Genomic DNA, 16,429 nt, shown 5'->3' with positions numbered 1-16,429 from the left:
TGATGGAGAAACTTGTCGAGATCAAACAGGGTTGGCGTGGCCTGCCCCCCTTCGGCGGTCAGGATCTGCACCTTGGCGATATCGGCCCGCTCGTTGGGGCCACCAGCGTGGGCGATCAGATCCAGCAGCGACATCTCGTCAGACCATTCATAGCGGCCCGGGATCCGCACCGCCCCCATCACCATCACCGCCCGTCCGGGGGCCACTTTTAACCAGGATTTCTCGTTGATATCGGTCTTTTCCGGCACAAAAATGGCATCACCGGGTTTGACTTGGGGAAGCGCCTTTTGCATCCCTTCGGTATAGGCCTGCAAGTCGATGGGTTCGATCGTGCCATCGGTGCGGAGCAAACGGATCTGGCGACTCTCGGCATAGCGGGTCGGGCCGCCGGCATTGGCCAGAATATCGAGGAAGGAGTCCCCTTCCCGCCCCTCATAGGCGCCAGGTTTGAACACCTCGCCCATGATGTAGATGGTGCGCGCTCCCCGTTTTATCTGCTCTTCATCCTTGGGCACGAAGATGGTGGCGCCCGGCGCCAGATTGGGCAGCAGCTTGTTGTTACCGGAGTCGAGATAGGCTTTGAGATCGAACAGCTCGGGGGCATCACCATTGATCACCCGGATCCGCTCCACCCCGGCAAAGCGGGTCACCCCACCGGCTCGCATCAGCAGATCCACGATGGAGTTGCCGCTCTTGAAACTGAAGGCGCCGGGGCTGTTGACCTCGCCAAACACCTTGATCGCCTTGCCGGTATCGCCATCCCCGCCTGCCGCCAGGGTTGCCGCATCAAAATCAATCTGCACGTTGCCGATCAAAGGGGATGCTGGCACGAACACCACATCAAGGGATTGCAATGGCGGCAACACGCTGGCATCGCCGGTATCGAGATAACGCTTGTAGTCGAAGCTCGAGACCGTGCTGCCACGCCGCACCTGCATATTGTTGAGCTGGGCACCGGGCACCAGACCGCCAGCGGCATCGAGGGCCATCTGCACGTTGCCATCGGGCGCCAGATCATAACTGCCGGGTTTTTTGACATAGCCCATCACGCTGATCAGCAGCCGCTTCTCCAGCAAGGTGACGGTCAATTGAGAGAGGTTGTTGTAAACAGGTTTGAGGGCGGTGCGGATCAGCTCATCCGCCTGTTGCAGGGTCTTCCCCCCCACCACGACGTTGCCAACTTCAGGCAGTGCAATCTCCCCCTGCTTGTTGATCTGGAAAGGCTGATCAAAAGCAGGCTCACCGGGTTGCACTATGGCCAACCGATCACCGGGAGCCAACAAGGTGGAGGCCAGTAACGGGCAGGTGAACAACAGCAAGAGAACACAGATCAATCCTTCGAGAGCGCCCCGTTTCATAGACATCCTTTTCGTCTGTTACGTCTGCCCCCATTGGCGTAAGGGGAGCCCTGACCAATCAGCACGACAGCCATCCGCTGTTGTCTGTTGCAGCCGCAAACGTACTTGTTGTAGTGATTGTGCCAGCGCGGTCTGACGCCAGGCTACATCCGACCAGAGCCGTCCGTGCATATCCCGTTCGATATCAATACGTTGAGATTGTAGTCGTTTCAACTCGGCAGGCATACACCCCTGCAGACTCGCTTGCTTTAATTCCGTCAGCTGCAAGTCGAGTTCCTTCTGACGCTCATCATAACGAGACCAGACCCGCCGTTCATCCTCATTGACCGGAATACGGGTGGGTCTTGCCTCGGCCATGCCGCCATATCCCTCCGGCGGCCACTGCGCGCAACCCGACAGCAGAATGGACGAGAGCAGGATACCAACCCGTTTCATGATGCAGCGGCCATCATGCCACGGGAACGCATATAGGCCTTGATGCTCTCATGGCAGGGGATCACCCGGTCGATATGCAACATCTCCAGCAGGTCATGGGGTTGACCGGGTCCACAGACAAGGGCCATCTGATGCCCATTCATAATCAATCTTTTATAGAGAAATACCAAGGCCCCGATCCCCGACGAGTCGATAAAATGAACATCGCTGATATCGGCCAAGATATCTCCCGGGTGGGTCGAGAGGGTTTCAAACAACGGGCGGAGCTCACTGACGGCCATCGCGTCAAACTCGTTTTCCAGTACCACTACCTGGATATCATTAAGGGTGTAAGTCATGCTTTCCATCGCTAGCTCCTTGTCGATTCTCAGACTATTTGCTGTCACGGCATTCAGCACGCTGCAAATGTTATGCCGGGCAGTGCCACGGCACTTGTTCTCCAAATGATACTCTTTGCGCCTTATTCACCGACACCCACTCCTCGTTTTGATTGCCAAATTGCAATTAACCTCCCCCGCACGTTGCAAACTGCAATTCACCTTGGCCGAGATCGCCCGATAACAGGCTAAATGACTGATAATTCAAGCCCATTAGACCGGGCCCGATTATTGCTTACCTTTGGACACACTTCACAAGCCACCGTTGGCTCGGCCCCCATGCCGCCATTTTCCAGGAAGGAGAGATCATGAAAGCAGGCCTTTACATCGCACCACTGTTGGCAGCCCTTTGCGGCACCGCATACGCAGCCCCCTCCCCTGACAGCGCCGTGTTGAAGGTTGAAGGCGCCATCAGCAGCCCCACTCATCAGGCTCTGGCCCTGTGGGACAGCGCCATGCTGGATCAACTGCCGGTACACGAAATCAAAACCCATACCCCATGGTATGACGAAGCCAAGACCTTTCGCGGCCCGCTGCTGCAAGATGTATTGGCCAAGGTCGGGGCAACCGGCAAACAGCTCACCATTACCGCGCTCAATGACTACTCGGTACAGGTGCCGACAAGCGATGCCGAGCAGTATCGGGTCATCCTCGCCCGCACGATCAATGGCAAGCCACTGTCGGTGCGTGACAAAGGGCCGCTGTTCCTTGTCTATCCGTTCGATCAATATCCCGAACTGCAAAACAAGCTCTATTACGGTCGGGCTATCTGGCAGATCAGCGCGATAAAAGTGGAGTAAATCCCATCATGCGTTCCATGGCGGCCAGTCAACGTTTCTTGTTTGTGGTGCTTTGTGTGCTGCTCCTTGCCTTTGCCGGTATTGGTACCATCCAGTACCGGCAATTTCAGGATCTGCAGCGCAGTACCAGCCAGGGCGAAGACAACGTGATGTGGAACTATTTCCAGCTCTATAACGAAGCGCTGCGTTTTCAAAGCTCGCTGCTCCATGAGTCGCAACCGACCTTCCAGCTCAGATACGATATTCTGGTCAGCCGCATGGATCTGGTGTTGGAGAGCAAGGATCGCAGCCTGCTTCAGCAAACAGAGATCTACCAGCAGGCAAGCAAAGCCATTCGATCCTACATCTCTCTGGCAGATATCTGGCTCGGCCCGGAAGCCACCAAGCCGCTCGACAATCTTGCCCATCAGGAGCTGCGCCAACAGCTTGCCTCCCTACTCCCCCTGCTCCATCAGCTGACCCTGGAGGTGAACCAGCAGGCGACCCTGTTTGATGTGGCGCGTCGCGACAGCGTGAGGGAGCAGATAATCACGACGACACTCATCGCAACCCTGCAATTTGCGCTGCTCTTTGTGCTCGCCCTGCTGATCTGGCGGCAAATGAATATCTCGTTTCTGCAACACAAACTGATGCAGCAGCTCAATGACAAACTGCTGCGGGCAAATCAGGCGGCAGAGGCAGGCACAAGGGCCAAAAGCAGCTTTTTGGCCAACATGAGCCATGAAATTCGCACCCCCATGAATGGCATTCTCGGCATGCTCTCACTGCTGGCCGACCGGGATATGGATCCGAGGGAGCGAGACTATCTGGAAACGGCGCGCGAATCGGCAAACCATCTGCTCGGTCTGCTCAACGACATTCTGGATGTATCCAAGCTGGAAGAGGGCAAGATCGAGCTGCAAATGGCCCCCCATCACTTGCCCCAGCTGCTGGAGGATATCCGGGCCCTGATGCAGAGCAACTGCGATGCGAAAGGGATCAAGCTGACCCTGGCTGTTGCCCCCGATACGCCGGAGTGGTTGATGATCGACCCGCTGAGGGTGCGCCAGATCCTCTTCAACCTAGTGAGCAATGCCATCAAGTTCACCCATCAGGGGGAAGTAAAGATCCATGTTGATAGCACCCTGTTGGAGCAGGATCGCCACTCGATACGCATCTCGATCCAAGACACCGGGATCGGCATGAGCAAAAGTCAGCTAAAGAACCTGTTTCAACGTTTCGCCCAGGCGGATGTCTCGATCACCCGCCAATATGGCGGATCGGGCCTGGGTCTTGAAATATCCCGTAACCTCGCACGCCTGATGGGCGGCGATATCTCGGTAGAGAGCAGCGAGGGACATGGCAGTACTTTTACCTACATCTGGCCCGCCAGAGCCACGACCCCCTCGATTGTTTGCCTGCCGTCCAAGCCGCTGGATCAGGAGAGCTATCGCATCTTGCTGGTTGATGACAATGCCACCAACCGCAAGGTGATCGGCGCCATGCTCGACTCCGTGGGCCATCAGGTCACACTGGCCGTTCAGGGAGAAGAGGCGCTGGAGAAACTGGGTCACACCGAATTTGATCTGGTGTTGATGGATGTCCAGATGCCAGTGATGGATGGCCTGGTGGCCACCACCCGGATCCGCACCTCCCAGATGCCTTGGGCAGATATCCCCATCATCGCCCTGACGGCGGATGCGATGCCGGAATCCAAGCAATACTATCTTTCCCATGGCATGAACGGGTATATCACCAAGCCCATCAATAAAGAGACGCTACTGAGCGAGATAAACAGACATATTTCCCATGGGCGGCTCAAATACAACGCAGCCATGCGTGTCACCAAACAGTAAAACCTTGGATTCCGGGCTACTGATTGCTCATGTGGGGCAATATTGACCTCTGCAGGCAACTGAATGGGCTTGGGTCTGGAATGCACACAGGAAAGCCGCTTCGCAACAGCTGCACGGGCCGTCAGCTTGTCTCGGGTATGCAGGGATTTTTTGATCTCTTTACGACGACCACAGGGGAGCGTGGTGACTTTCCAGTAATACCAGATGCCGTGGGGACTGAGCCAGAGATTCATCGATGAGCTCCTCGTCGTCCACACAAAGTGGATGACCAAGGGCTTTAGGAAGCTAACTTATTGAATTTCAGAAACAAGTGGTGGCCCTACCAGCCACATCCCGGCACTCGAGTCCCCCGCCTTGGCTGCTACCTTCCGGTCCTGACCAGGTCGACGGGTTATCAATGCGAGAGGACCAATAGGACCACCGGCGAGGAGAATAGGCAAACTGGGCGTTCAATGCAACGGCTTTCTACCCTCCAACAGATCGTTTGCCTTATTTTTCAACAATCTGCCGAATGAATCAGCTAAACAGCATAAATTTCGCCCCCACCAGCAGCATCAGCAGAGCAAATGCCTGCTTGAGGCGTCTTGGTGACAATCGGTGTGCCAGCTTGGCGCCAATGCGCGCGAACTGGGTACTGGTCAGCACAATGCCCAGCAGGGCGGGCAGATAGATGTAGCCCACACTCCACTCGGGCAGATCGGCATGATCCCAACCCGCATAGAGGTAGCTGAGGCTCCCCGCCAGCGCGATGGGCATGCTGCAGGCTGCAGAGGCCGCTACCGCATTGCGCATTGGCACCGAGTTCCAGCTCAGATAAGGGACGGTCAGCGAGCCACCGCCAATACCAAACAGGGCTGACATCCAGCCAATGATGGTACCGGCGATGCCTGTGCCGAGCGGACCCGGCATATGGCGTTCCGCTTTGGGTTTAAGGTTGAGCCCCATCTGCAGCGCCATAGTCCAGGCGAAGCATCCGATGATGATATTGAGGGTACTGGCACTGAGCAGATTGGCCGTCATACCACCGAGCCAGGCACCAACCAACATACCAGCCCCCAATCTGCGGATCATCACCCAGTCGACGGCGCCCGCTTCCTGGTGCGCTCTAAGCGAGCTGAATCCGGTAAAGATCATGGTGGGAAGGGAAGTGCCGAGGGCCAGATGGGTAATTATTTCAGGGTCAATACCCTGAGCGCGAAAGGTCATGACCAGCACGGGGACAATGATAAGACCACCGCCAATCCCGAACAGTCCCGCCAGCATACCGGCAAAGGCGCCCAGCAGGAGGTAACCCATAAACAGCATAAAAATTCCTGTGTTAAACAAAAACTGGCCAACACGGCCGGGCAACAGTGGATATCTGCATGAAAAAAAAGAGATGGCGCGAGGGCCATCTCTTCATTGTGCCGGTTAGTGCAGTGGAATGGTACCGTCCATCACCTTGTAGAAGGCCAGCACGGCGCAGCCGAGCAGGGCCGCCGTCATCCCCTGCTCCAATCGGTTAAGGCCGCGCAGACCGTGATGCTGACGCGCCTTCCAGTAGATGAAGATGCCCGGGCTGTAGAGCAGCGCCACCAGCAACAGGTACTCCACACCGGCAGCGTAGACCAGCCAGCAGCCGTAAACCGTCGCCACCAGGGCCAGCAGCAGGTCACGCTTGCGCTGATGAGGTTGACCCTGATAGGTCTCCCCTTTCAATGCCAGCTTCAGGCCATAAGCGCCCGAAAAGACGTAAGGCACCAGCGCCGCCGAGGTAGCGATGTTGACCAGCGCCAGATAGGTGCTGCTCTGGAAGTAGATGATGATCAGGAAGATCTGCACCAGACAGGTGGAGCACCAGAGCGACACCTGCGGCGAGCCGTTCTTGTTCTCCTTGGCAAACCAGCCCGGGAACACGCCGGTCTTGCCCGCGATGTAGGGCACTTCAGCGGCCAGCACGGTCCAGCTGAGCAGAGCCCCCATCACCGACACCACCAGACCGATGTTGATAAGCCAGGCGCCCCAGGGGCCGACCACGGCTTCGAGGATCATGGCGGTCGAAGGATTTTTGAGCGCCGCCAGTTGCGGCTGGCTCATGACACCCAGCGAGAAGAGGGTCACCATCACATAGAGTGTCAAGGCGCCGAGCAGCGCCAGCACGGTGGCACGGCCCACATCCTTGCGATGACGGGCACGGGCAGAGACCACCACCGCCCCTTCAATCCCGATAAAGACCCAGAGGGTCACCTTCATGGTGGACTTGACCTGATCCATCACGGAGCCCAGCTCTATGTTGTTCTGGCCCCAGATATCCAGAGTGAAGGTATCCATGTTGAAGGCCAGCAGGATCGCAACACAGAAGACGATGAGCGGCACCATCTTGGCGATGGTAGTGACGATATTCACCAGTGCAGCAACCTGTACCCCGCGCAGCACCAGCGCATGCACCGACCAGATCAGGATGGAGGCCAGCGTGATGGCCACCGGCGTATTGCCGTCACCGAAGATGACGTTGTCAGGCGTATCGAAGAAGTAGCTCAGGGCGCTAAACACTACGATGGCGTAGGAGACGTTGGCCAGCAGTTGGCAGAGCCAGTAACCCCAGGCGGCGTTGAAACCGATGAAATCGCCGAAACCGGCCTTGGCATAGCTGAAGATACCGCCATCGAGATCGGGGCGGCGCATGGAGAGGTTCTGATAGACCAGCGCGAGACAGATCATGCCCAGACCGGTGATGGCCCAACCCAGGGCGACCGCCCCGGCACTGGCATGCGCAGCAATGTTTTGTGGCAGACTGAAGACCCCGGCGCCGACCATGGAGCCGATCACCAGCGAAATGAGGGCGCCCAGCCCTAGTTTCTTGTCCATTTCAATCCTGTTTATTTAGGCGGCGGCAGAGCGTCCGTATTCATACTGCGCGCAATATGGGAGGGGCTGGGAATCCTGACCCCGTGAAAAAGGCGGCAACTATATTGCATGACTATTCCGACCGCAATCCCTCGTCCCGTCAATCATGCACCGCCTTGACCGCGCGCAATTTTACAGCACTGACCCATATGGCCTGTGAGCTGGCTCAAATTAACCAAGACCCATTGATATTTCTCATTTTTCTGCCAACACAGCCTGACTCGCATGGTTCCTATGCATTGCCATTCAGGCGCTCTCTGTATAAATAATCTGCATAAAAAAGCCCCGGTGGAAACACCGGGGCCCATTATGTAAATCCCTATAAACGCAAACCGCCATCCAGTTCTATCATCCTTCCCGACAGATAGTCGTTGGCAAAAATAAAGCTCACCGTCTCGGCCAGCTGTTGCGCCTCGCCAAGGGTGCCGACCGGAATGGCCTGCTGCATCCGCGCCATCGCCTCCGGCTTCATCGCCGCCGTCATGTCGGTGGCAAATACCCCGGGGGCAATCCCCATCACCCGAATGCCATGGCGCGCCAGCTCCCGCGCCCAGGTCACCACCAGCGAGGCGACCCCCGCCTTGCTGGCGGCATAGTTGCTCTGGCCAATATTGCCGGCGCGGGCGATGGAGGAGATATTGATGATAACGCCCCCCTGCCCCCCTTGCGCCATCAGCGCCGCCCCCTCGCGACCGCAGAGGAAGGTACCTGTGAGGTTGACGTCAATCACGCTCTGCCACTGGGCCAGCGTCATCTTCTCCACCAGCTCACCCTCTTTCACCTTGATCAGCATGCCATCGCGTAAAATGCCGGCGCAGTTGATAAGACCGTGCAGCCCCCCAAAACGCTCCTTGATGCCAGCAAAAACCGACTCAACCTCGGCTTCGCTCGCCACATTGCAGACAAACAGCTCGCACTGGCTATCTTGATCGCACTGATCATTCTGACTGCGCACCAGGGCTGCGGTCGCCTCCAGATCGGCGCGATTGATGTCGAGCAGCGCCAGCGTCGCCCCCTGTGCTCCCAAGGTCCGCGCAATGGCCCGTCCCAAGCCACGTCCGGCACCGGTAATCACGATGACCTTATCTTTGATATCCATCAATGCTCCTTGTAGCTGGTCGAAGGGAGATGCCTTGAAGAGAGGTGGCCCGTCAGGCGGGATCCTGTTTATCCAGATAGAGTTCGACGATGCTGGAGAAATCGCGGCTCCCCTGCCCCTGAGCGGCATGCTGGTTGAACAGGTTGCGGGCCAGCGCCCCCATCGGCACAGCGCTGTGGCCATGCTCGGCCAGCGCCATGGCCAGCCCCAAATCTTTCACCATCAGCCGGGTCATAAAGCCCCCCTGATAGTTGCGGGCGGCAGGGACATTCTCCATCACCCCGGGCCAGGGGTTGTAGCGCTCCAGACTCCAGTTGTTGCCGGAGCTCTTGCCCATGATGGTGGAGAGCACGGCGGGATCCAGCCCCTCCTTCACCCCGAGGGCCAGCGCCTCGGCAGTGCCCGCCATATGGATCGCAAGCAGCATGTTGTTGCACATCTTGGCGATCTGCCCGGCGCCCAGCGCCCCGGCGTGAAACAGGTTCTGCCCCATGCAGGCGAGCAGAGGTTTCGCCGCCTCGAAATCGGCCGCGTCGCCGCCAACGATAAAGGTGAGCGTCCCGGCGGCCGCACCGGCGACACCACCGGAGACAGGGGCATCGATAAAGCGCAAACCACGTGCGCGGGCCGCCTCCCCGACCTGACGGGCAGAGTCGACATCGATAGTGGAGCAGTCGATCACCAGTGCACCAACCGGCAGGGCTGCCAGCAGATCCTGCCCGCCCCGCTCACCGGCGCTCTCGCCCAACCAAAGGGCGCGCACATGCTCCCCCGCAGGTAGCATGCTGATCACCACCTCGCAGCCGGTCACCGCCTCACGGGCATCCCCCGCGGCTATGCAGCCAGCGGCGATAGCGCGCTCAATGTTTTGGGCAACCAGATCAAACACCTGCACCGTATGCCCGGCCCTGGCCAGATTGGCCGCCATGGGCCCCCCCATGTTGCCGAGCCCGATAAACCCTATCCTTGTCATCCCGCTTGCTCCTTGCGTTGCTGATGGCGGCTTCCGCCGGTTGCCAAGATGTTATTCCTTGCAGGCCAACGGATTGCGCCCCTGCGGCCAGCGATAGAACTCATTCAGCCACTCCCCCTCCGGTGGCAACTGTTGCCAGCGGGGATCTTTATCCTTGTCGATCAGCAGTGCCCGCACCCCTTCCACAAAATCCCCCTTCAGCACGCAGTTGACCGAGAGGGTCAGCTCCTCGGCAAATACCTCTGCCAGTGAGTTGCGGCGAGCCTGCCAATATTGACGCCACAAAATGGCGCGGCTGATGGGGCTGCCGGTGCGGCAGAGCTGCTGCGCCTGCTGGAGTACCGTCTCCTGTTCATCGAACTGAGCTTCGAACAACCGCGCCAATACCCTTTGCAACGTGCGCCCCGCCAGCAAGGCATCGATCCTCTGTTGATGTGGCAGCAGCACAGGCGCAGGCAAGCGGGCCGCCACCTCACGGTGCGATCCCCTGAGCAACAGATCGATCTGCTCACGGGGATCACCACTGCCAGTCCAGTCGAGCACGGCGAGGCGTAACAACAGCGCACTGCGCTCGCCACTGGCGATGGCGTGATCCGCCAGCCCAAGACCGATGGCATCACTCCCGTTGAAGCGGGCACCTGTCAGACCGAGCCAGAGCCCCAGCCGCCCCGGCATCCGGCTTAAAAACCAGCTCGCCCCCACGTCGGGGTAGAGGCCGATGGTCACCTCCGGCATGGCGAACAGGCTCTTTTCGGTCACCACCCGAAAATCGGCACCGGCAAACAGGCCAATACCGCCCCCCATGCAGATACCGTCCGCCACGCAGATCAGGGGCTTGCGGTAAGAGTGGATGTGGTGGTCGAGCCGGTACTCCTGCTCGAAAAAGTCGCGGGCATATTCGAACAGTTCCGATCCGCTTGCCTCCTGTTTGCGGTAATAGAAGGAGCGGATATCGCCACCGGCACAAAATGCCTTCTCACCCATCCCCAGCAGCAGTACACAGACGATGGCGGGATCCTGCTCCCAACGGGTCAACGTCTGTTGCAGGATCTGGATCATCGGCAGGCTCAATGCGTTGAGAGACGCAGGGCTGTCGAGGGTCAACACCCCGATCTGATGGCCATCTTCGGTGGGATAACAGCTAACCTTGACCGGCTCACTCATAAACGGCTCCGTATGGATTTATTCTGTTGGGCCATATTGCCAGCGCGGTAAGCGTTTCTCCAGGAAGGCGGCCACCCCTTCACACTGATTGGCATCGCTAAAGAGATCGAGAAACAGCGCTCGCTCAAGGGGCAAGGCGGCATCCCGCGGGCCACTGCGGCCCTGATTGATCAGGGTTTTGCAGGCGCGCAGGGCGCTCGGGCTCTGGCGCTCTACTAGATGGGCCATCTGGTGCGCCGCCTCCCACGCCTGACCGGTTTTCACCACCTCCTCCACCAGCCCCATCTCGTAGGCCAGCGAGGCACTCACCTTCTCGCCGCAGAGGATCATCCGCTTGGCCCAGCCCGGCCCCACCAGCTCGGTCAGACGCTGGGTGCCACCGGCACAGGGAAGCAAGCCCACCGAAGCTTCCGGCAGTCCCAGCAACGCCTGCTGCTCGGCGATACGGATATCACAGGCCAGCGCCACTTCCAGGCCACCGCCCATGGCATAACCATTGATGGCGGCGATACTGACGCCATGGAAACGGGCCAGCGCCTCGAAGGCCTTGCCAAAGGCATCGACCACCTGACGAGCCCGCTCGAGATCCCCCTCGACAAACATATTGAGGTCGGCACCGGCGCAGAAAAATTTGTCGCCCGCACCACGGATCACCAGCGCCACCACATCGGGGCGGCTGTCGAGCTCCACCATCATCTGCAAAAAGGCCTGCAGGCTGGCGAGGGTCCAGGTGTTGGCAGGGGGATGGTCGAGGGTGATATAGGCCACGTGGCCATGATATTCGAGTCTGATCCTTGTCATAACATTGTCCTTGTCGATGAAGCTGCCGCCATGATGACAGGCTTGAATGACACCAACCTGTGGCTGGCTCACAAAGCCGAAACCGGCATGGCATGATGCAAATCGGGTGGTAGTAGACACCCCCTTGATGCGACCACCGGTTAGCCCAGCGACAAACCGGGATCGGCCAGCAGGCGGCGCGCGATGATGAGTCGCATCACCTCGTTGGTGCCCTCCAGAATGCGGTGTACCCGGGTATCGCGCAGATAGCGCTCGAGCGGATACTCGCGGATATAACCATAGCCGCCAAAGAGTTGCAGAGCCTCATCGCAGACTCGATAACCCACATCGGTGGCAAACCGTTTGGCCATGGCGCACCAGGCACTCTTGTCCGGTGCCCCGCGATCCAGCTTGTCGGCGGCCTGACGTACCAGCAAACGGGCGGCAGCCAGCTCGGTCGCCATATCGGCCAGGCGAAACTGCACGCTCTGGAATTCGCTGATCGGGTGACCAAATTGCTGGCGCTGCTGCACATAGGCCAGCGCATCGTCCAGCGCCTGCTGGGCGGTGCCCACCGAACAGGTGGCAATATTGATGCGCCCACCATCGAGGGCCTGCATGGCGAACTTGAATCCTTCCCCCTCTTCGCCCAACCGATAGCAGGCAGGAATTCGAACCCCATTAAAGACAACCTCCCGGGTCGGCTGGCTGTTCCAGCCCATCTTCTCTTCTGCCTTGCCATAGCTCACGCCGGGGGCATTAGCCGGTACCATAAAGGCTGAGATCCCCTTCGCACCTTCACCACCGGTGCGCGCCATCACCACCAGCACATCGCTGCTGCCTGCTCCCGAGATAAAGACCTTGGTCCCCTCGATGAGATAGCTGTCACCCTCGCGCACCGCCCGGGTCTTGAGTGCCGCAGCATCGGAACCCGCCCCCGGCTCGGTGAGGCAATAGGAGCCCAGCAATTCGCCGCTGGCCAGTTTGGGCACCCACTCCTTGGCAACCTCGGTGGGCAGCCAGCTGCCCAGCATCCAGCTCACCATGTTGTGAATGGTCAAATACGCAGTGGTCGAGGTACACCCCATGGCGAGGCGCTCGAAGATGAGGCTCGCATCGAGGCGAGGTAGCCCCAATCCGCCAAACTGCTCCGGGGTATAGAGACCGCAAAAACCGAGCTCGGCCGCCTGCTTGATGGTCGGGATCGGAAACTCATGCTCCTTGTCCCAGCGCGCGGCATGGGGTTTGAGCGCCTCATCGGCAAAGGCGGCGGCCGCCTCCACATACGCCTGTTGATCATCGGTCAGGGTAAAATCCATCTTGTCGTTCGCTCCCTTGTTGCCCCACGCTTATTTTCCCGCGCTTACTTTCCTGAGTTAGTGCTTTATGACGCGGCGCCCACACGCTGCGTCAGTCGGCTCTGCCACTATGGCGCTGTTGTCGTGATAGCTGATGACTCTTTCACTACCACCGCTTTATCGACACACAACAGATTAACAATTGATTTACGTTTACGCTAACGTAAACTTATGACAGAAGTGAAGTACAAAAATGGACCGACCACTGCCAGCCGTAACGCCGAGTCAGCCGGTCGAACCAACCTTCCTACCCGACTGTCATATCCGCAAGGAGAGCATGGATGCAGATGGATGAGACCCTGAATGCCCTGACCGAACAGGTTGCGGCCTTCTGCCAGAAAGTGATCGCCCCGCGCGCCAACGAGATCGATCAGAGCAACGCCTTTCCCCGTGACCTCTGGCCCCGGATGGGTGAGCTGGGGCTGCACGGCATCACGGTGGCGGAGGAGTATGACGGGGTGAACCTCGGCTATCTGGCCCACGTGCTGGTGATGGAACAGGTAAGCCGCGCCAGCGCCTCGGTCGGCCTCTCCTACGGCGCCCACTCCAATCTCTGCATCAATCAGATCCACCGCCACGGCACGGCGGAACAGAAAGCGCGCTACCTGCCACCGCTGGTGAGTGGCGAGCATGTGGGGGCGCTGGCCATGAGCGAGCCGGGCGCAGGCTCCGATGTGGTCAGCATGCGCCTCACCGCGGAGCGCGAGGGCGATCACTTCGTGCTGAACGGCAACAAGATGTGGATCACCAACGGTCCCGATGCCGACACCTTCGTCATCTATGCCAAGACAGATACCAGTGCGGGCCCCAAAGGGATTTCCGCCTTTATCGTTGAAGCCGACACTCCCGGTTTCTCCACCGCCCAGAAGCTCGACAAGCTCGGCATGCGCGGCTCCAGCACCTGCGAGCTGGTGTTCGACAACTGCCGGGTGCCGCAGGAGAACCTGCTGGGCACCCTGCACGGCGGGGTCAAGGTGCTGATGAGCGGGCTCGATTACGAGCGGGTGGTGCTGGCTGCGGGCCCCCTTGGCATCATGCAGTCCTGCATGGACGTGGTGCTGCCCTATGTGCGTGAGCGCAAGCAGTTCGGTCAAGCCATCGGCGAGTTCCAGCTGGTGCAGGGCAAGCTGGCCGACATGTATACCCGCCTCGCCAGCAGCCGGGCGCTGGTCTACTCGGTGGCGAGCGCCTGCGATCAGGGCCGCACCAGCCGTAAAGATTGCGCCGCAGCCATCCTGTTTGCCGCCGAAAACGCCACCCAGATGGCGCTCGATGCCATCCAGTTGCTCGGCGGCAACGGTTACATCAACGAATACCCCACTGGCCGCCTGCTGCGGGACGCCAAACTCTACGAGATCGGCGCCGGCACCTCGGAGATCCGCCGCTGGCTCATCGGCCGCGAGCTGATGGGGGATAACGCATGAGCAGGCTCCACTCCCGTCTCGATACGGCGAGCCCGGAATATGCGGCCAATCGGGCTGCAATGCAGGGGCTGGTCGACGATCTCCATGCCCGCATTGCCGAGATCGCGCTAGGGGGCGGCGCGGCCAACAACGCCCGCCATCAGGCCCGTGGCAAGCTGCTGCCCCGCGAGCGCATCAATCAGCTGCTGGACCCGGGCTCCCCGTTTCTCGAACTGTCGGCGCTGGCTGGCTGGCAGGTCTATGACGAGCCGGTACCCGCCGCCGGTATCATCACCGGCATCGGCCGGGTCTCGGGCAGGCTCTGCATGCTGGTGGTGAACGACGCCACCGTGAAGGGTGGTACCTACTACCCGCTCACCGTGAAAAAACACCTGCGTGCCCAGACCATCGCTGAGCGGCTGCGTCTCCCCTGCCTCTATCTGGTGGATTCCGGAGGCGCCTTCTTGCCGATGCAGGACGAGGTGTTCCCCGACCGGGATCACTTTGGCCGCATCTTCTACAACCAGGCCCGCATGTCGGCCCAAAACATCCCTCAACTGGCAGTGGTGATGGGGCTCTGCACCGCCGGGGGCGCCTACGTGCCCGCCATGGCGGACGAGTCGATCATGGTCAGGGAGCAGGCCACCATCTTTCTGGCGGGTCCGCCGCTGGTCAAGGCTGCCACCGGCGAGGAGATCAGCGCCGAGGCCCTGGGCGGCGCCGAGGTACACTGCGCCCAATCAGGGGTGGCGGATCATATGGCCCGTGACGATGCCCACGCGCTGGCCATCGCCCGTACGCTGGTGACTCATTTGGGCAGCAATCCGGTAGAGAGCAGCCCCGGCTACGAACCCCCCTGCTACCCGATCGAGGAACTCTACGGTCTGGTGGGCACCAGTCTCAAACGCCCTTACGACGCCCGCGAACTGATTGCACGACTGGTGGATGGCTCTGATTTTGACGAATTCAAGGCGCTGTTCGGCACCACACTGGTGACCGGCTTTGCCCGTATTTGCGGCATGGAAGTGGGCATCCTCGCCAACAACGGCGTGCTGCACAGCGACAGTGCCCAGAAGGGGGCCCACTTTATCCAACTCTGTAACCGGCGTGCCATCCCGCTGCTCTTTTTGCAGAACATCACCGGCTTTATGGTGGGGAGTAGCGCAGAAAAAGAGGGGATCGCCAAGCACGGCGCCAAGCTGGTCACCGCAGTGGCCTGCAGCCGGGTGCCCAAGATCACCCTGATCGTCGGCGGCAGCTTTGGTGCCGGCAACTACGGCATGTGCGGCCGCGCTTATGAGCCCGATTTTCTCTTTAGCTGGCCCAACAGCCGCATCTCTGTCATGGGGGGCGAGCAAGCTGCCGGGGTGCTGGTGCAGGTGCGTCGGGACAAGCTGGCTGCCGAGGGCAAAGATTTGAGCGAGCAGGAAGCGGCCGCCATCCGTGCCCCGGTGATCGAACAGTATGAGCGCCAGGGTCACCCCTACTACGCCAGCGCCCGCCTGTGGGATGATGGCGTCATTGACCCGGCCCAGAGCCGCACCCTGCTGGCGCTGGCGCTCGCCGCCTGTCAGGGTGCCCACATTGAACCCGAGCAGTACGGTATCTTCCGGATGTAAGGAGCAAAACGATGTCAGATCCACTTACTTCCTCAGCACTTGGCTCTTCAACACAGGGCCCGTTTCGGCTGGAGCGGCACGGCCCGCTGGCCGAGCTGGTGCTGTCGCGCCCGGCCCGCCACAACGCCTTTGATGCCGACCTGATGCTGGGGCTGCTCGACTGCCTCGATGATCTGGCCCATCTCCATGGTCATGATCTCGCCGAACGCCCTCACGCCCTGCTGCTACGTGCCGAAGGCAAACACTTTTGCGCGGGCGCCGACCTCAACTGGATGCGTAATCTGGCCCACACCGATTTCGAGCACAATCGCGAAGACGCCCGGGTACTGGCCAGGCTGATGC

General features: G+C 59.7%; 14 protein-coding genes, 1 other RNA gene and 1 pseudogene. 5 read left to right on the top strand and 11 right to left on the bottom strand.

The window, feature by feature from the left end:
* The 3 genes from AB5Y92_RS04175 to AB5Y92_RS04165 all read right to left on the bottom strand — a co-directional run.
* A partial coding sequence (locus tag AB5Y92_RS04175; protein ID WP_368225677.1) for an SLBB domain-containing protein occupies positions 1-1,358 on the bottom strand: 1,358 nt, incomplete at its 3' end.
* Between the two features lie 18 nt (positions 1,359-1,376).
* Positions 1,377-1,793 (bottom strand): hypothetical protein, encoded by a 417-nt coding sequence (locus AB5Y92_RS04170; protein ID WP_368225676.1) that lies wholly within the window; start codon positions 1,791-1,793, stop codon positions 1,377-1,379.
* A complete protein-coding gene (locus tag AB5Y92_RS04165) occupies positions 1,790-2,140 on the bottom strand; it encodes an STAS domain-containing protein (RefSeq protein ID WP_005333409.1) in 351 nt (116 codons plus the stop codon). Before AB5Y92_RS04165 ends, AB5Y92_RS04170 begins: the two co-directional genes overlap by 4 nt.
* 338 nt (positions 2,141-2,478) lie before the next feature.
* Here AB5Y92_RS04165 and AB5Y92_RS04160 point away from each other — a divergent pair, with 338 nt between their 5' ends.
* Complete coding sequence (locus AB5Y92_RS04160; RefSeq protein WP_005351410.1) at positions 2,479-2,970, top strand: molybdopterin-dependent oxidoreductase; 492 nt, start codon at positions 2,479-2,481, stop codon at positions 2,968-2,970.
* An 8-nt stretch (positions 2,971-2,978) separates the two neighbouring features.
* Entirely contained in the window at positions 2,979-4,805 is a 1,827-nt protein-coding gene (locus AB5Y92_RS04155; protein WP_368225674.1) for an ATP-binding protein, read from the top strand.
* A gap of 317 nt (positions 4,806-5,122) precedes the next feature.
* Here AB5Y92_RS04155 and ffs read toward each other — a convergent pair.
* The 8 genes from ffs to AB5Y92_RS04115 all read right to left on the bottom strand — a co-directional run bounded on the left by ffs (position 5,123) and on the right by AB5Y92_RS04115 (position 13,026).
* An RNA gene (gene ffs / locus AB5Y92_RS04150) (signal recognition particle sRNA small type) lies at positions 5,123-5,219 on the bottom strand.
* A gap of 102 nt (positions 5,220-5,321) precedes the next feature.
* Positions 5,322-6,110 carry a sulfite exporter TauE/SafE family protein gene (locus AB5Y92_RS04145; RefSeq protein WP_368225672.1) on the bottom strand — a complete coding sequence of 263 codons (789 nt, stop codon included), beginning with the start codon at positions 6,108-6,110 and terminating at the stop codon, positions 5,322-5,324.
* A 105-nt stretch (positions 6,111-6,215) separates the two neighbouring features.
* Positions 6,216-7,652 carry an arginine-ornithine antiporter gene (gene arcD, locus AB5Y92_RS04140; RefSeq protein WP_368225670.1) on the bottom strand — a complete coding sequence of 479 codons (1,437 nt, stop codon included), beginning with the start codon at positions 7,650-7,652 and terminating at the stop codon, positions 6,216-6,218.
* 358 nt (positions 7,653-8,010) lie between these two features.
* Positions 8,011-8,790, bottom strand: coding sequence for an SDR family oxidoreductase (locus tag AB5Y92_RS04135; RefSeq protein WP_368225668.1), 780 nt, complete (start codon positions 8,788-8,790; stop codon positions 8,011-8,013).
* 52 nt (positions 8,791-8,842) lie between these two features.
* On the bottom strand, positions 8,843-9,763 hold the full coding sequence (gene mmsB, locus AB5Y92_RS04130) for a 3-hydroxyisobutyrate dehydrogenase (protein WP_368225667.1): 921 nt from the start codon (positions 9,761-9,763) through the stop codon (positions 8,843-8,845).
* A gap of 51 nt (positions 9,764-9,814) precedes the next feature.
* Positions 9,815-10,927: an enoyl-CoA hydratase/isomerase family protein gene (locus tag AB5Y92_RS04125; RefSeq protein WP_368225665.1), complete on the bottom strand. Its 1,113-nt coding sequence runs from the start codon at positions 10,925-10,927 to the stop codon at positions 9,815-9,817.
* Positions 10,928-10,945: 18 nt separating this feature from the next.
* Positions 10,946-11,728 (bottom strand): enoyl-CoA hydratase, encoded by a 783-nt coding sequence (locus AB5Y92_RS04120; protein ID WP_368225663.1) that lies wholly within the window; start codon positions 11,726-11,728, stop codon positions 10,946-10,948.
* Between the two features lie 140 nt (positions 11,729-11,868).
* Positions 11,869-13,026 (bottom strand): acyl-CoA dehydrogenase family protein, encoded by a 1,158-nt coding sequence (locus AB5Y92_RS04115; protein WP_368225661.1) that lies wholly within the window; start codon positions 13,024-13,026, stop codon positions 11,869-11,871.
* A gap of 320 nt (positions 13,027-13,346) precedes the next feature.
* Here AB5Y92_RS04115 and AB5Y92_RS04110 point away from each other — a divergent pair, with 320 nt between their 5' ends.
* The 3 genes and pseudogenes from AB5Y92_RS04110 to AB5Y92_RS04100 all read left to right on the top strand — a co-directional run.
* A complete protein-coding gene (locus AB5Y92_RS04110; RefSeq protein ID WP_368225660.1) occupies positions 13,347-14,489 on the top strand; it encodes an isovaleryl-CoA dehydrogenase in 1,143 nt (380 codons plus the stop codon).
* Complete coding sequence (locus AB5Y92_RS04105; RefSeq protein WP_368225658.1) at positions 14,486-16,087, top strand: carboxyl transferase domain-containing protein; 1,602 nt, start codon at positions 14,486-14,488, stop codon at positions 16,085-16,087. Before AB5Y92_RS04110 ends, AB5Y92_RS04105 begins: the two co-directional genes overlap by 4 nt.
* An 11-nt stretch (positions 16,088-16,098) precedes the next feature.
* A pseudogene (locus tag AB5Y92_RS04100) lies at positions 16,099-16,429 on the top strand (crotonase); the annotation flags it as partial.

Source organism: Aeromonas sp. R1-1 (genome assembly GCF_040908495.1).
In the GTDB taxonomy this organism is placed as follows: domain Bacteria; phylum Pseudomonadota; class Gammaproteobacteria; order Enterobacterales; family Aeromonadaceae; genus Aeromonas; species Aeromonas veronii.
The sequence above is the reverse complement of the archived record's forward strand: the minus strand, read 5'-3'. Positions and strand labels throughout refer to the sequence as shown.

Bases quoted from the DNA above. Each gene is read 5' to 3' on its own strand.
- arcD (WP_368225670.1), bottom strand. From the start codon at position 7,652: ATGGACAAGAAACTAGGGCTGGGCGCCCTCATTTCGCTGGTGATCGGC.
- AB5Y92_RS04115 (WP_368225661.1), bottom strand. From the start codon at position 13,026: ATGGATTTTACCCTGACCGATGATCAACAGGCGTATGTGGAGGCGGCC.
- AB5Y92_RS04145 (WP_368225672.1), bottom strand. From the start codon at position 6,110: ATGCTGTTTATGGGTTACCTCCTGCTGGGCGCCTTTGCCGGTATGCTG.
- AB5Y92_RS04170 (WP_368225676.1), bottom strand. From the start codon at position 1,793: ATGAAACGGGTTGGTATCCTGCTCTCGTCCATTCTGCTGTCGGGTTGC.
- AB5Y92_RS04120 (WP_368225663.1), bottom strand. From the start codon at position 11,728: ATGACAAGGATCAGACTCGAATATCATGGCCACGTGGCCTATATCACC.
- AB5Y92_RS04160 (WP_005351410.1), top strand. From the start codon at position 2,479: ATGAAAGCAGGCCTTTACATCGCACCACTGTTGGCAGCCCTTTGCGGC.
- AB5Y92_RS04105 (WP_368225658.1), top strand. From the start codon at position 14,486: ATGAGCAGGCTCCACTCCCGTCTCGATACGGCGAGCCCGGAATATGCG.
- AB5Y92_RS04110 (WP_368225660.1), top strand. From the start codon at position 13,347: ATGCAGATGGATGAGACCCTGAATGCCCTGACCGAACAGGTTGCGGCC.
- mmsB (WP_368225667.1), bottom strand. From the start codon at position 9,763: ATGACAAGGATAGGGTTTATCGGGCTCGGCAACATGGGGGGGCCCATG.
- AB5Y92_RS04135 (WP_368225668.1), bottom strand. From the start codon at position 8,790: ATGGATATCAAAGATAAGGTCATCGTGATTACCGGTGCCGGACGTGGC.
- AB5Y92_RS04125 (WP_368225665.1), bottom strand. From the start codon at position 10,927: ATGAGTGAGCCGGTCAAGGTTAGCTGTTATCCCACCGAAGATGGCCAT.
- AB5Y92_RS04155 (WP_368225674.1), top strand. From the start codon at position 2,979: ATGCGTTCCATGGCGGCCAGTCAACGTTTCTTGTTTGTGGTGCTTTGT.
- AB5Y92_RS04165 (WP_005333409.1), bottom strand. From the start codon at position 2,140: ATGGAAAGCATGACTTACACCCTTAATGATATCCAGGTAGTGGTACTG.